The 14,194-nt window shown below is 69.3% G+C and carries 7 protein-coding genes and 1 pseudogene; 5 read left to right on the plus strand and 3 right to left on the minus strand.

Annotated elements, in window-relative coordinates:
* Window positions 1-61 precede the first annotated feature (61 nt).
* From ACTWLT_RS17320 to ACTWLT_RS17330, 3 genes are all read right to left on the minus strand, one after another.
* On the minus strand, window positions 62-6,250 hold the full coding sequence (locus ACTWLT_RS17320) for a S8 family serine peptidase (protein WP_445319275.1): 6,189 nt from the start codon (window positions 6,248-6,250) through the stop codon (window positions 62-64).
* A gap of 14 nt (window positions 6,251-6,264) precedes the next feature.
* Window positions 6,265-6,426, minus strand: coding sequence for a hypothetical protein (locus tag ACTWLT_RS17325; RefSeq protein WP_445319276.1), 162 nt, complete (start codon window positions 6,424-6,426; stop codon window positions 6,265-6,267).
* A gap of 80 nt (window positions 6,427-6,506) precedes the next feature.
* Window positions 6,507-9,755 (minus strand): ATP-binding protein, encoded by a 3,249-nt coding sequence (locus tag ACTWLT_RS17330; RefSeq protein ID WP_445319277.1) that lies wholly within the window; start codon window positions 9,753-9,755, stop codon window positions 6,507-6,509.
* A gap of 227 nt (window positions 9,756-9,982) precedes the next feature.
* On the opposite strand from ACTWLT_RS17330, the gene ACTWLT_RS17335 reads away from it, so the two are divergent.
* From ACTWLT_RS17335 to ACTWLT_RS17355, 5 genes and pseudogenes are all read left to right on the plus strand, one after another.
* Entirely contained in the window at window positions 9,983-10,459 is a 477-nt protein-coding gene (locus ACTWLT_RS17335; RefSeq protein ID WP_445319278.1) for a hypothetical protein, read from the plus strand.
* Window positions 10,460-10,668: 209 nt separating this feature from the next.
* Window positions 10,669-10,938, plus strand: a complete 270-nt coding sequence (locus ACTWLT_RS17340; protein WP_355422360.1) for a hypothetical protein — start codon at window positions 10,669-10,671, stop codon at window positions 10,936-10,938.
* A gap of 370 nt (window positions 10,939-11,308) precedes the next feature.
* Complete coding sequence (locus ACTWLT_RS17345; RefSeq protein WP_445319279.1) at window positions 11,309-11,902, plus strand: DUF1345 domain-containing protein; 594 nt, start codon at window positions 11,309-11,311, stop codon at window positions 11,900-11,902.
* A gap of 382 nt (window positions 11,903-12,284) precedes the next feature.
* Window positions 12,285-12,656 (plus strand): ArsR/SmtB family transcription factor, encoded by a 372-nt coding sequence (locus ACTWLT_RS17350; RefSeq protein WP_445319280.1) that lies wholly within the window; start codon window positions 12,285-12,287, stop codon window positions 12,654-12,656.
* 286 nt (window positions 12,657-12,942) lie between these two features.
* A pseudogene (locus ACTWLT_RS17355) lies at window positions 12,943-14,142 on the plus strand (low temperature requirement protein A).
* The last annotated feature ends 52 nt before the right edge of the window (window positions 14,143-14,194 follow it).

A 14,194-nucleotide genomic window follows, 5' to 3' on the forward strand; every position in this document is an offset into this window, starting at 1 on the left:
CCTCCACGGCGATCCTTTCCGTGGAGGCTCTGACCACCGTTGGTGGATAGGTTCGACTAGCTCAGAGGCGCGGGTCCTGCTGGACCTTCAGGGCGTTGAGGATCGGGTCGCTCTCGCCCTTGTCGCGGCGAAGCTCGACCTTCAGATCGCCACCGGCGTGCTCGACGGTGACCGTGTTCATGTCCGCCGTCAGCGCACCCACCTTCGCCTGCACGTCGTGGTCGTAGAGCACGACCTTGCCGTCGACCAGCACATCGAAGGCACGCTTGCCGGCCTTGACCTTCTCGATCTCGGCGAAGTCGAGGCCGATCCGGTACGTCCCGGCGGGGGCGTTCGTGAACACGTAGCTGAACGTCTCGCCGGTCCGCTGGGTGCGGAACAGCGCGTCGTCCTCGGTGCCGGCGATGTCGGCCTTGGTGGCATGCGCCTTGCCGCCGACGTAGCCCCACGGCCGTGAGCCGAGCTGCTGGTCGGGCGACCAGACGAAGCCGTCGGCACCCTCGTGCCCGGATCCGCCCACGTCGACGCCCTTCCAGTAGGCCGAGGTCGCCAGGCGGACCGGCTTGAGCTGGGCCTCGCCCTTGCCGGCGTTCGACGCCACGAGCACGTCCCCGACGAGCACACCGGGCTCGACGCCGGCGTTGTCGGCCGTCGCCGTGACCGTGGTGGACTCGCCGGCCGCGAGCGTGACCGTCCCGGTCGCGGCCGCGCCCGTGAGGGTCAGCCACGCAAGGTCGGCGGCTTCGTGCCCGCCGTCGTTGGTGCGCTTCTGCTCGCTGATCCGCACCTCGAGCGGGGCGGAGCCGGTGTTGGTGACGGTCACGTCGGCCGTCGCCTTCTGGCCCTTGTCGAGGAGCCAGTCGAAGTCAGCTCCGGTGACGGTGGCGACGCCCGTGGTCAACGCCGTGTCGACCACCTCGGCCTGATCCTTCTTGGCGATGGTCACGGGGTGGCTGGCGGTGACGTAGTTCGGCGCCTCGACCTGCACGGTGTTCTCGCCGATGAGCGCCTGGGCCTTCCACCGGCCCTTCGCGTCGGCGGTGATGACCCGCTCACCGGCCGGCCCCTTGAGCGTGACGATCGCGCCCTCGATCGGCTTGCCGTCGTTCTTGTCGGTGACCGTGCCCTCGATCGTGCCCGCGGCCGGGAGGGTGTACTCCAGGCCCAGGCCGGCCTTCAGGACGGGCTGGTTGAAGGAGTGCTGGCTCGCGGGGTTGCGCGTCAGGCTCTCCACGCCGACCGTCGCCGACGACCCGCGGGTGAGCGGGTTGTCGCCGCCGACGCCGTCGCCGTACCCGATCTGGATCCGTCCGTCCGCGATCAGGGTGACCGAGAAGCTCACGCGAGCCGTCTGGTCGCTGTAGAACGTGGCGTTGCGCCACTCGATGACCTCAGCGGCCAAGCCGTCCACCTCGGTGGTGCCGAAGTAGATGCCCGCCTCGTCGTCGACGACCAGGTCGTCCCAGAGGGGATAGATCGCGTCGAACGCGTATGGCGACGGCAGCTCCGTGTTGTTCCCCACGGCGCTGGCCTGGTCGAAGATCAGCTGGCCGTTCGTCGTCACGCACACGCCGTCCCAGGCCGTGTCGTAGAACGGGAACAGGAAGCTGGTGTCGAACCACAGCACGCCGCAGAGGTCATCGCCGTGCCACCCGGAGTCCTCCGTGCCCTGGCGGTAGAGCCCGTCGGTCACCTTCATCGAGTACGAGCGGCCGGCGGGGGCCACCGGTACGGGGCCCGGCTCCGGCTGCTCGGGCTGGGGCTCCGGCTCCGCGGTGTCCGCGCGCGGATCGAGCGTCACCCGCAGCGCGGCGATGGTCGGGGCCTTCAGGCCCTTCGAGCCCCGCAGCTCCACGGTCAGCGGACCACCCTCGTGCTGCACGACGGCGGTGCGCCAGTCGGCGGCGTTCGGCCCCACGGCCGCGGCCGGGTCGTACGCGTACTCCGCCAGCGTTCCGTTGACGAGGACGTCGAACACCCGCTTGCCCTTGGCCACCTTCTCGATCTCGGCGAAGCCGAAATCGATTGCGTAGGTGCCCTTGGGCGCGTCGGGGAAGCGGTAGAACAACTGCTTGTCCGGCGTGGTGCGCTGCGACTGGAACAGGGCGTCGTCCGTCGTGCCGGTGATCGCGGCCTTCGTGGTGGCGACCTTCGTCTTCCCCTCGTAGCCCCACGTGGCCTTGCCGGCGCCCTGGTCGCCGGACCAGGTGTAGCCGGAGCCGTCGGTGAACGATGGGCCGCCGGCGTTGACGCCGACCTGGTATTTCGTGGTCGTGAGCGTCACCGGGACGTAGGTCTTGGACTGGCGTCCGGAGTCGGACCTCACCACGATGTTCGCGCCGAGGACTCCTGGCTTGGCGTCCTTCGACGAGATCGAGACCTTGACGGTCGTCGACTGACCCGGGGCGAGGGTGCCGCCGGTCGAGGAGAGCGACAGCCACGGCAGGTCGGTGAGCAGGTCGTCCTCGACGTCGACCAGCACGACGTCGTCGGCGACCTGGTCCGCCGCCCACAGCGCACCGGTCGAGTCGGTCTCGAGGCCGCCGCCCTGGCCCGCCTTCTGGCCGGGGAACCACCACGCGTTGACGAGGGAGCAGTCGTCGGGGTCGACCTGCAGCAGGCGGGTGGGCCGGTTCGAGGTGAGGTCGGTGTACCAGATGGTGTCGGACGCCTGGTTGTAGGCCAGGCCCATCACCTCGGGCAGCGGCGGGGCGCAGAAGGACAGCAGCGCACCCGGGTTGTCGTGCGACGTCCCGGCGACGGTGCCGATCATGCCGTTCCTCCGGCCGCCGACGTAGAAGACGTCCTCCGTCGGGTTGTAGGCGAGTCCGGTCAGCTGCAGCGTGGACCAGTCACCCTTGATCTGCCGGGTCTCCTTCCCGGTCTGCCGGTCGAAGCAGTGGATGTAGCTGGCCGGGCTGTCCTCCATCTGACACATGTCACCGGTCTTGGTGTCGAGCGCCATGTCGAACGCCCGGTACGCGGGGTTCCACGACGCGTCGAAGACCTTCCCGGTCCGCTTGCCCGTCACCGTGTAGGCGGTGTTGGTCCGCGCGTTGTAGTCGTGGACCCAGACGTCGCCGTCGTACCCGACGCCGGAGGGCTCCTTCTCCTGGATCGTGCCCGGGATGGCGATCCGGGTGATGACGTCTCCGCCGGAGGTCGCGCCGACCTTGCCGGCCGCCTGTGCTTCCGCGGCCTGCGCCGTCGCCGCCTTGCCGTCGACGCTCGACGGCTTCATGCCGCTCGCGCCGGCCTTCCACGCGGTGAGGTCGATCGTGCTGTCCGCACCCTTCCCGGTGCGCGCGGTGGCGCCGGTGGCGTCAAGCTCGGGGTGGCGCGCGGCCTCGCCCAGGTTGTACGTGAGTGGGGCGGAACCGGTGTTGGTCAGCGTCAGCGAGCCCACACCGTTCTGGTCGGTACCGAACAGCGCGTCGAGGCCGTCGGCCTTCAGGCCGGCGACGCCCGTGGTCAGCCGCGCGTCGATCTTGGCGTTCGCGTAGAGCTTGTCGAGCGAGAAGGGGTACGCCGCGGTCGTGTAGTTCGGCGCGTCGACCGTCATGGTGTAGTCGCCGACCGGAAGTTGGCGATGCACGACGCCCGTCCCGGTGGTCGTGACGGTCTCGACGAGCCCAGACTTGTTCGTGAACGAGACCTTGGCCCCGGCCACCGGCAACCCGTCGTTCTGGTCGACGACCGTCGCGTCCAGGTACCCGAAGTCAGGCATGTCGTAGCTGACGATCATCCCGTCGCGCAGCACCGGGGTGCTGTCGGAGAACCGGATGCCGTCGACGCCGGCCCAGCCCTGGATGCCGGTGATGGCGTGCGCGCCGGCGGTCACCGGGTCGTCGGTCCCGATGCCGTCGCCGTACCCGAAGATCACGGTGCCGGAGCGGGTGAGCGTGGCCGAGTAGCTGACCGGCGCGGTGTATTCCGACCGGGTCGGATAGGCCCAGAGCTTGGCGTTGCGGAACTCGACGACGAACGCGTCCTCGCCGTCGACCTTGGTGGCTGCCGTGAAGACTCCGCCGCCGGGGGCGAACTCGACGGGGGTCTGGACGGAGAACGGGAAGATGCCCGCACCGCCGCTGCCGGGACCGGTGCTGGTGTCCGGGGAGATCACGCCGCGCAGGCCGACGCCGAGGGTGTCGTGGCTGCCGTTGTAGAGCGCGATCGGGAACGGCAGCTTCACCGTCGCCCACACGCCGCTGGTGAACGCGACCGGGTCGGTGCCGCGCAGGTACTCGCCGTCGGAGACGGCGCAGCTGTAGCCGCCCTTGTCGACGACGAGGCCGACGGGGATCTCGCGCGACTCGTTCTGCGCGCCGACGGTCAGCGGGACGGTCGTGGGGGAGAAGCAGGCGTTGGGCTTGATGCCCAGCGTGTACCCACCCTCAGGGACAGCGGTGATCGTGAACGCGCCGTTGGCGTCCGTGCGTACCGGCTTCAGCGGCGTGTCCTTGACGGAGACGTCGGCGTTCGGGACGGGGCGCTTCTTGTCGTCGACGACCCTGCCACTGATGTCGTGCCTCGCGGCGGCCGTGAGCGGCAGCTTGACGGAGGTGTCCTGGCCGAGCGTGATCGTGACGTTGGCGGTCGCGGTCAGGTAGCCGAAGACCTTGGTGCTGAGTTGGTAGTCGCCGACCGGGAGGTTCGTGGTGAACCGGCCGTCCTTGTCGGTTCCGATCGACCGGCTGAACGGCCCGCTGATCGTCACCTCGGCAGCGGGGACCGGGGCGCCGTTGGCGGTGACGACACCGGTGAGGGTGCCGCCCTGCCGGGGCGCGAGCTCGAGCAGGCGGACGAGGTCGAGCCGGCCCTCGCCGTACTTGTTGTTGACCTCGGCGGTGCCGCCGCACTCGGTGTCGTCGACGTCGACGGCCGACTCGGCGAGCAGGCGGCGGGTTGCCTCGACCTGCCCGATGAGGGTCGGGTCGTAGCTCCACAGCGCCGCGACGGCCCCGGCGACGTGGGGCGCCGCCATCGAGGTGCCGGACATCTCGGTGTAGCTGTCGCCCGGGTAGGACGAACGGACGCCGTCGCCCGGAGCGGAGATCTCAGGCTTGATCCGGCCACCTTCACCCTCGCCCTTGCGGGAGAACGACGCGAGCGTGCCGTCCGATGAGTACGCGCCGACGGAGTAGGCGCTCTCGGCGGAGCCGGGCGAGGAGACGGTGTCGCAGGCCGCGTACGGCGTGGTGTTGCCCGATGACCAGACGCTGAAGATGCCCGCGGCGCTCCAGGCCTCGTCGATGGCCTGGAAGAAGTCGTCGAAGCTGTGCTCGACGGTCTGTCCCCACGAGTTGTTGACGACGTGGGGGCGCTTGGACGGGTCGGGGTTGTTCCCCTGGACGTCGGTCGGGGCGAGCAGCCACCAGCCGGACCGCAGCAGCGACTCGACGCCGGTGCTGTCGCAGCAGCCGTTCGTCGCGATCCACTGCGCGTCCGGCGCGACGCCGACGTGGTTGGTGCCGTCGTCGCCGACCATGGTGCCCATGGTGTGCGTTCCGTGTCCGTTGTCGTCGCACGGCGCGCTCGCGCACGTGCCCCGGGTGGCCATCCAGTTGTAGTTGTGGTCGACGGTGCCGTCGGGCTTCGTGCCGCGGTACTGGTGCGCCAGGGCGGGGTGGTCGAACTGGACGCCCGAGTCGAGGTTGGACACGGTGATGCCCGCGCCGGTGGCGCCCATGGCCCACGCCTGGGGGGCGTGGATGGCGTCCAGACCCCACGTGGTGGTGCCCGCCTCGGCGGCGGCCTTCGGGGCGGCGGGGCGGGCCGCCTGGTCAGGGGGGACCTTCTCGTCCACGGGCTCGATGAGCGCGACCTGCGGCGTCGCGTGGATCTCGGCGACCTGCACCTTCGAGGCCACGTTGAGGGCGAGCTTCTCGGTGCCCCCCTTGACGAGCACGGCGTTGGCGATCGGGTAGGAGGTGTACTTGACGCCTGCCCGGTCGAGGTCGGTGGAGACGGATGCCAGGGAATCCTTCGCCGCCGCGGTCAGCGCGTCGTAGACGAACTGACCACGAGCGGCCCAATCGGCGAGCTTCTTCGCTGGCCCGAGGTCGGCTCTGGTCTCGAAGGTGATCCAGAAGTCGGAAGCCGGAGACGTGCGGAAGCGGTCCTTCAGGCTCGAAGCGATCTTGTTGGCGGCGGCGCCGGGATCCGGCTCAGCGGCGGACGCCGGTGGTGCCTGGATCATGCTCAGGCCGACCGCTGCGGCCAGCGAAGCCGCGAGGGCTTTGAGTTTCATGAGAGTCCTTCGACCTACAGGGGTTGGTAGGGGTCGTGGTTCTTGTGGTCGTCGGCACCGTCGCCACGGTCAACGTCACGGGCGTCGGGGGCGCCGACGCGCGGCTCGCGGGTAACCTCGGGTGGTGGCGGGTGCTCGATGGCGGAGTCGTCACCCGCGACAGGTCGCTCAGGCATGCATTGCCCAAGGGCTATGAATCATGGAGTCATGCTCGGCGCGACGAGTGACCGTCGCTATCCAGCGGATACGTCAATTTTCACGACGCGTCGTCGAGGGAGTCCTCTTCTGCGAACACTCCGGCCTCCACTGCCTTGACCGCGAGCGCGGTCCGGGAGTTCACCTTCAACTTGCGCATCGCCGCACGCAGCTGCTGATCCACGGTGGCCGGCGACTTGGCCAGGATCCGGCTGATCTCGCGGTTCGTCTTGCCGGCGACAACCAGTTGGACCACGTCGAGCTCGCGAGGTGAGAGCTGGTCGCCGTACCCGCGTCGGCCGCCGCGCCACAGTCGCGGGACCTCGGCGCCGTGTTCGCGGAGCCGCTGTGCGACCCGGTCCGCATCGCCGCGGGCGCCAAGCCTGAACAGCTGCTCGTACTGTGCCGCCAGCAGCTCTCGGCCCTGTTCGATCTGGCCTTGCGCGATGAGCGCCTCGGCTTGACGCTCGCGGGCGAGCACGGCGTCGTAGGGGCGCGGCAACGCGCTCCAGGCGCGCGCCGCCCGATCGAATGCCGTCGCCGCGCGGACGTGGTCTCCGGCTGCGGCGAGCAGTAGCGCACGGCATACGGTGAGCGCGGCGCGAGGCGCAGGCGCCGTACGGCCACGCAGTCCTCTGGCGAACTGGTCGCCCAGGCGTGTCGCGGCCTTCAGGTCGCCCGCGGCGAGGTACGCCTCGATCCGGGCGGGGACGATGTCCGTCGCCCAGATCCAGATGCCTTTTCTCCGGACGGTGTCCATCGGCTCGTCCGTGATCTGCAGCGCCCGGGCGCTGTTCCCGTCCGTCAACCACAGTCTGGCCAGCGCAGCGGCCGCCTCCATCGTGTCGTCGGCCGCGCCGAGACGGGCGGACTCCTCGAGGACCAGCCGGAACTGCTCCTCCGCGGCGCGCCGCCGTCCGGCTGCGGCTGCCAGCCGGGCCGCGAGGCGAATGCTGCCGAGGTAGTGCGCCGGCCGGTCTCGGTCAGCATCGGCGAGTGCCGCGCTGCGCTCCGCGAGACCCTCCCATCGGCCGGTGAGCCACGCCAGGTTGGCCTGTTCGAGCTCGACGTTGTGGTGCAACCGGGACGCCTGCTCGGCCTCGGCGAGGCGCATGGCCACGGCGAGGTGTTCCTCCGCGTCGGCGTACCGGCCCCAGATCAGTGCGCCGGTCCCGACATTGGCGTGGATGCGGGCCACGTCGAGACGCTCCGCCGCGGTCGCGCCGTCGGTGGGCAGGCCGGCGACGACGTCCCAGGCCTCCTCTTCGCCGAGCATGAGCAACGCCGCGGCCCGGTTGCCGGCCAGGTTGAGCCGCTCCGCTGGGGAATCGAATCCGGCGGTGAGGTCAGCGGCGCGATCCAGCCAACGCCGATGGGTCGACGCCGGCCACGGTCCCGCATAGGCCCAGCCGAGGTAGGTCATTGCCCGAGCCGCCTCGACCGGGTCATGGTCGAGGTTGGCCACCGCCTGCTCCAGCTCGCTCAGCGCGGCCTGCGCCTCACCCCCGGTGATCAGGAGCCGACCCAGGGGGTTGCGGATCTCGGCCTGCTGGCGGGCGGAGAGACCGGGGGTCTCCAGCACCGAGCGCAGGGTACGGATCACGCGGTGGTAGACCTCGTCCACCGGCTCCCGACGGCCCAGTGCGGCAACTCCGGCGATGCGCGCGACCCGTGCCCGATCCACCGGCGCCAGCACGGCCCACGTCAACAGATCGACCAGCAGGTCGACCGCCTTGGTGTGGTCACCCGAGGCCATGGCCAGCTCGGCACCCTGCTCGGCGTACCGCGCCCAGGACTGCGTTTCGCCCGCCTCACGGAAGTGGTGGGCAAGGCGTGCCACAGGCGGTGGATGGATGTGCTCCAAGGCTCGGCCGGCCAGCAGGTGGAAATGTCTGCGGTCGGTCAACGGGATCGCCTCGTAGACAGCCGTGGCGGCCAGCACATGCCGGAATCGCCACCGGCCGCGGTCGTCTCCGTCCAGGACACCGGCGCCGGCCGCCTCCGCGACAGCGCCTCGGCACGCAGCTGGTGACAGACCGGCGGTCATCGCGATCGTGGCCACCGATGACCGCTCAGCCAACGTAGCCGCGGCGCGCAACACCTGCTGCGCCGTCGGCGACAGACGGCCCACCCGCTCCCGGGTGGAGTCGCGCACCGTTGGCGGCACCTGTAGCTCGCGCAGCTTCAGCCGGACCCACTGTCCGTCGCGGAAGACGAGGTCGGCGCGGTCGCACATGAGGCGAACCGACTCCTCCACCGCCAGCGGAACGCCACCGGTCCGCTCGTGCATGAACGTCGTGAACTCCTGTGATATCGGGTTGCCGTCCAACATCGAGGACACCAGCGCTGCCGTGTGGTCGGGTCGCATGGGCGCCAGGGCGATCCTCAGCTGGGTCACGCCAGCGGGCAACCGGGACGTCAGCCGCAGCAACAGCGATCCGTCATCCACCTCCTCCGGCCGATAGGAGATCACGAGGCTCGGCCCGTACGACTGCTGTCGGGAGGTGACGAACAGCAGGAACTCCAAGGTCACCTCGTCGGCCCAGTGCGCGTCCTCGAGCACGAGAACGTCGACACGCAGAGCCCGCAGCAGCTCCTCCAGGGCGCGGAACAGGCGATGCCGTGCCGCCTTCGCATCGTCCAGGGGCGGCAGTGAGGGCGGCAGGTCCGAGGACCATTCAGGGAACAGGGGCCGTAACGCACCCGCAAGCTCGGTGAGCCGCAATCGCGACACCGGGCGGTCGATCCCACGGAACGCGTCGACGATCGGCCCCAACGTCAGCGACTCGCGAAGCGGTGGGCACACCGACACCAAAGCAGTGCGCTGGTCCGGCGCGGCCAGCCACTCTCGCAGTAGTCGGCTCTTCCCGATCCCCGCTTCGCCCTCTACCAGCACGATCGCCGGTGGCCGGGCCAAGGCACCCCGAAGCGCCGCCATCTCCCGATCACGACCCACGAAATACGGCGTGGAAACGGTCGGTGAAGTCCCGTCGTCCTCGGGCGAGGGGTCGAGCATGCGTGATGATCTCGCTTTTCGATGCTCGGGCACAAGTACCATCGCGGCGACTCGCGATGCGGGATTCTCATCGCAGGACGCCCGGCCGCGATCGGCGAGGGGCGGGCTGTGCTGCCAGCGTTGGATCTTGATTGAGGGCAAGCGTTGGTCGGCGATGCCCCGTACCCGGCTGTTCGCGGCGACGGCGACGTCTTCGTCTCGTTCCGAGCATCGGCCGTCGCTCTGTACCCACAGCGTTCCGACGGCAGCCCTCGCAACGTCTGGGCCGTGACGATCGGCGGCTTCCAACACCACGGCGACAACCTGCGGATCCCACTCGCAGGGCCCGTCGATGTGGCCGCCGACATCACCCCGGGCCGCCGCCGCGCACCTTGGCCTCGGGACAACCTGTGTGGGCCGCGGTGGAGGCGGCCGAGACCCGCGACTATTCGGTCACCGTCGCGACGGCGGCGGATCGATCGACAGGACGTAGACGGTGTTGGGGCAGAATATGATCCATGCCCTCGTCGCGAGATGAAGCTGTGCAGGAGCAGCCGTTGCCCGCCGATGTGACGCTTGCCCGTATCAACCAAGGTGTGCAGCTGCATCATGGTCAGGGCCAGCGTGAGGCTGCCCGTGACCTGTTCGCGCAGATCTGGGACGAGATCGGCGGGGAACGAGGCGATCCTTTGCACGTTTGCGTTGTCGCGCACTCGATGGCCGACGTGCAGGACGACGTCGAGCAGGAGTTGATCTGGGATCAACGAGCGCTGGCGGCGGCCGACCTGCTCACCGATGCCCGATTGGCGCAGGCTGGGGTGCCGATGTCGGTGGCAGGTCTGTATCCGTCGTTGCACCTCAGCCTGGCCGAGTGCTACCGCAAGCTCGGCGATCTCGACCGTGCCCGTGGATACCTCCAGCGTGCACAGGCGGGGATCGGCGCGCTCGGTGATGACCGGTACGGGCAGCTGATCAAGGGCGGCCCGGATCGGCTGACGCAGCAGCTGACCTCCAGGTAGAGGGCTCTGCCGATCGCCGCCCGGCGGCTAGCCGGACAGTGCCCCGGATCGCGGGCCGAACGAAGGACAGCGGTCCATACTCGGTTCGTCCAACAAAGATGAACGAGTACCTGCGGCACGTCGCTTCGGTACGGGCGGGGATAGGGCAATGGGGTGACATCCGGGATCTGTGGGGAGCGGGCGGCCGGCGGTACGCGGACAATGGGCGGATGAAGCGAGACGTACGCCTGATGCGGTTGACCGGGACGCGCGCCAACGGCGCGGTGGCGACAGGCGCGGCGGCGACAGGCGCGCGGGCTGCGGGGGCGGCCTCGCTCGGTGCCCTCGCCGTGGGGGCGCTGGCCGTCGGGGCCGTGGCCGTCGGGGCTCTGGTCATCGGGCGGCTAGCGATCCGCCGGGCAGTCGTGCGGGAGCTGCGCGTCGGCCGGTTGGAAATCGACGAACTGGTGGTGCACAGCCGACCCACCGCTGAGGGATAACCCACTGCGGCGGGGGCGAGACCGTCGTTGCCGCTGCGCGGGGACGGCGCCGGTGGGCATGGCACCACGAAGGTCGCGAGTTGCTCAAGGGCGCCAGCGAGGTCGGCGCCCCTGACTGGGCCAAGGAGAGGCGGTGCGCGGACGTGACGCCTGGCCGTTGAGCCTGAACAGCGTCTTGCGGGTGAACGCGAGTTCGGCCAGTTCCGTTTCGGAGCATCCACGACTCCAGGGGTGTTGACAGCCCGATCCGGTGATCGCTCCGGGTTTGCTCTGCGCGACCCGGCCGAGCCGGAACGCTGAACGGGTGGAGCAGCAATCGGGACGACCGGCGCGGGGACGGCTCCTGTCGGTCAGGCGTGTCCTGTGGTCGTTGGCCGTCGGTGCCGTCGCCGGGACGGCCACCGCGCTGGCGGGGGCGCCGGAGTTGACGCCGCTGGTGATCTGGACGATCGCGGCGGGCACGATCCTCGCCTGGGTGTGGCGGGGCTGCTGGTCGGCGAGCCCAAGGCGTACCGAGCAGCTTGCCGAGGCGGAGCGGAACTCCCGTTCCACCGACTCGGCGATCCTGATCGCATCCGCTATCAGCCTCGTCGCCGTGGCCGAGGCGCTCGTCCGCGTCTCGAACCAGCAGGACGTGGTGGCTCTGACGCTGGTGATCCTCAGCGTCGTCGCGGTGGTCCTGGCGTGGGCGCTGGTGAATACGGTCTTCGCGTTCAAGTACGCCCGGCTGTACTACCGCGACGACGGCGGCGGCATCGACTTCAAGGGAGAAGACCGACCGGCGTACGCCGACTTCGCGTACGTCGCCTTCACGGTCGGCATGTCCTACGCCCCGGGCGAGATCGAACCGACCACCAACCGCGTGCGCCGGATGGCGCTCGGGCACGCGCTGCTCTCGTACACCTTCGGAACTGGCATCCTGGCCGTCGCCGTCAACCTGGTCACCAACCTGGGCCAGTCGTGACCCACGCGGCATGACATGCGCCGCTGCTGGAACGGATCCGCAGGGGAGCCCTCTCCCGGGCGGAACCAGCGCGTTCGTCCGCAGCAGGTGTCCAGCGCATCGCGTCGGTGATGATGAAGCTCGGGCGGATCTCCCCGATGAGCGCGCCGACTCCTTGCACGGCGGCGAAGATTCCGTACGCGGTGGCGCGGCGTTGCCCGAACAGGGGGCGCAACCTTGCAAGCGGCGAATGGGGCTGGCGCGGACATCACACGACGCGAGTGCCCGCTCACACTGCACGTCATCATTCCGCGTCGGCCGGAACTGGTGCAGGAATGTCTCCCGTGCACGTGCCGTGATCCGTCCCTCGTTCCGCCGGTCTACTGGTGGTGTTGCTGCAAGGATGCAAGACGTGGGAGCTGAAAAGACTATGACACCTGCTATCTCGCCGCTTTCTGGTGAGCCGATCAAGCGCGCTGATGCCGAGCGACTCGCGGGAGTGCTGAAGGCGTTCGCCGACCCGGCCCGGCTGCGACTACTCAGCCTGATCCAGTCGTCTCCCGACGGCGAGGCGTCCGCTAGTGACCTCATCGCGCCGCTCAATCTCTCCCAGCCCACGGTGAGTCACCACCTTCGAATCCTCACCGAGGCCGGCCTGATCAAGCGTGAGAAGCGGGGCGTCTGGGCGTACTACCGGCTGGTGCCGTCCGCAGTCGCTGTGATCGCCGACCTGTTAACGCCGCCGCGCAAACGACCGACGACCAAGACCCGCTAAAAGCGTGTCCCAGGTGGTGAGTTTGAGGTAGCGCTTGTGGCAGGTCACGGCGACGGCGAGGTTCACGGCGGCGCAGTACAGGCCGGGGTTGCTTCGTAGCGGATGGTCAGGCCGCGGTAGCCGGTGAGCCAGGCGGAGGTCCCCTCGATGACCCACCGGCGCCGGCCGAGGCGGTTGGCCGAGTGCGATGCCCCGGCGTGCGTCTATCCGTGGGCGGCACGGCGACGTGGGACGACTGCTTCAGCGACATGCCGACGAAGCGGACGGGCCGGTGACGACCAATAGAGTGGCCAATCTGCTGCGCAGGCGTGAGAGTCCGCAGCGGCCGACCTTCCTGGAACTGTTCTTCGATCTCGTGTACGTCTTCGCGCTCACCCGGATCGTGCACGAGTTGGTGCTGGACTACACCAGGGGTCACGTCGCGGAGAGGTTGACCACTTCCCTTGCGGAGAACGGCGAGACTCTGCTGCTGCTCCTGGCTGTCTGGTGGATCTGGACCCAGACGGCATGGATGACCAGCAGGTTCGATCCGTTCCAGCCGGCAATCCAGTTCGTTGTCCTCGCGACGATGCTTGGGAGCCTGTTCCTGGCGGTCGCGATATCGGGGGCTCTCGCCGAGACTGGCCTGCTCTTCGCGAGCACGTACGTCGCGATCCAGGTGGGCCGCACCCTCTTCTTCGTGCTCATCGTGCGGGGTCATGATCTGCGTCGGATCAACATGCTGGCGCTCGTCTGGTTCGGCGCGTCTGCCGTGCCGTGGCTCGCCGGAGCCTTCGCACCCGAGGTGGCGCGCAATACACTGTGGACGTTGGCCCTGGTGATCGACTACCTGGGGGGCAGACTCGGCTGGCCGGTACCGGGGCTGGGTCGCTCGCAGGTGTCCCCGTGGGCCGTCGCGGGCGAGCACCTGGCCGAACGCTACTGGCAGCTCGTCATCGTCGCGCTTGGTGAGACGATCCTGACCTCCGGGTCGAGTCTTCTACGCGGTCCGATCGCGGCTGAACGAACATTGGCCCTTACATTGTCGTTCCTCACCACGGTGTTGCTGTGGCGGATCTACTTCTACTGAGCGGGTCAAATCTTGGGCGAGGCCATCGTGGCATCCGCCGACCCCGGCCGGCTCGGTCGATCGGCCGAGTTCTCACACCTGCTCATGGTGGCCGGCATCCTCGCAACCTCAGCCGGCTCCGAACTCGTCCTCATAAATCCGACCGGAGACGCCAAACCCGCCTGGGTCGGCGCCATCCTCGGCGGGCCCGCGCTCTACCTCGCCGGGCGCTCAGTATTCGAGTACGTGGCCTTCGCCCGGGTGTCCCGGCCACGGCCGATCGGGATCCTCGTCCTCGCTGCCATGGCGCCGGTGATGGTCGGCCTGCCGCCACTCGGGGTCGCTGCGGCAGCTGTCGCCGTCCTGCTCGGCGTCGCCGTCTCCGACACGATTCGAGCCCACGGACGCCCACTAGAGCAGGCCTCGCCGCCACGCTGACGCGTTCCTGTTACCTCACCAATCAGAGTCGATCTAGGGCAAATCCCCGTGA

It is taken from the genome of Micromonospora yongxingensis (assembly GCF_052601155.1).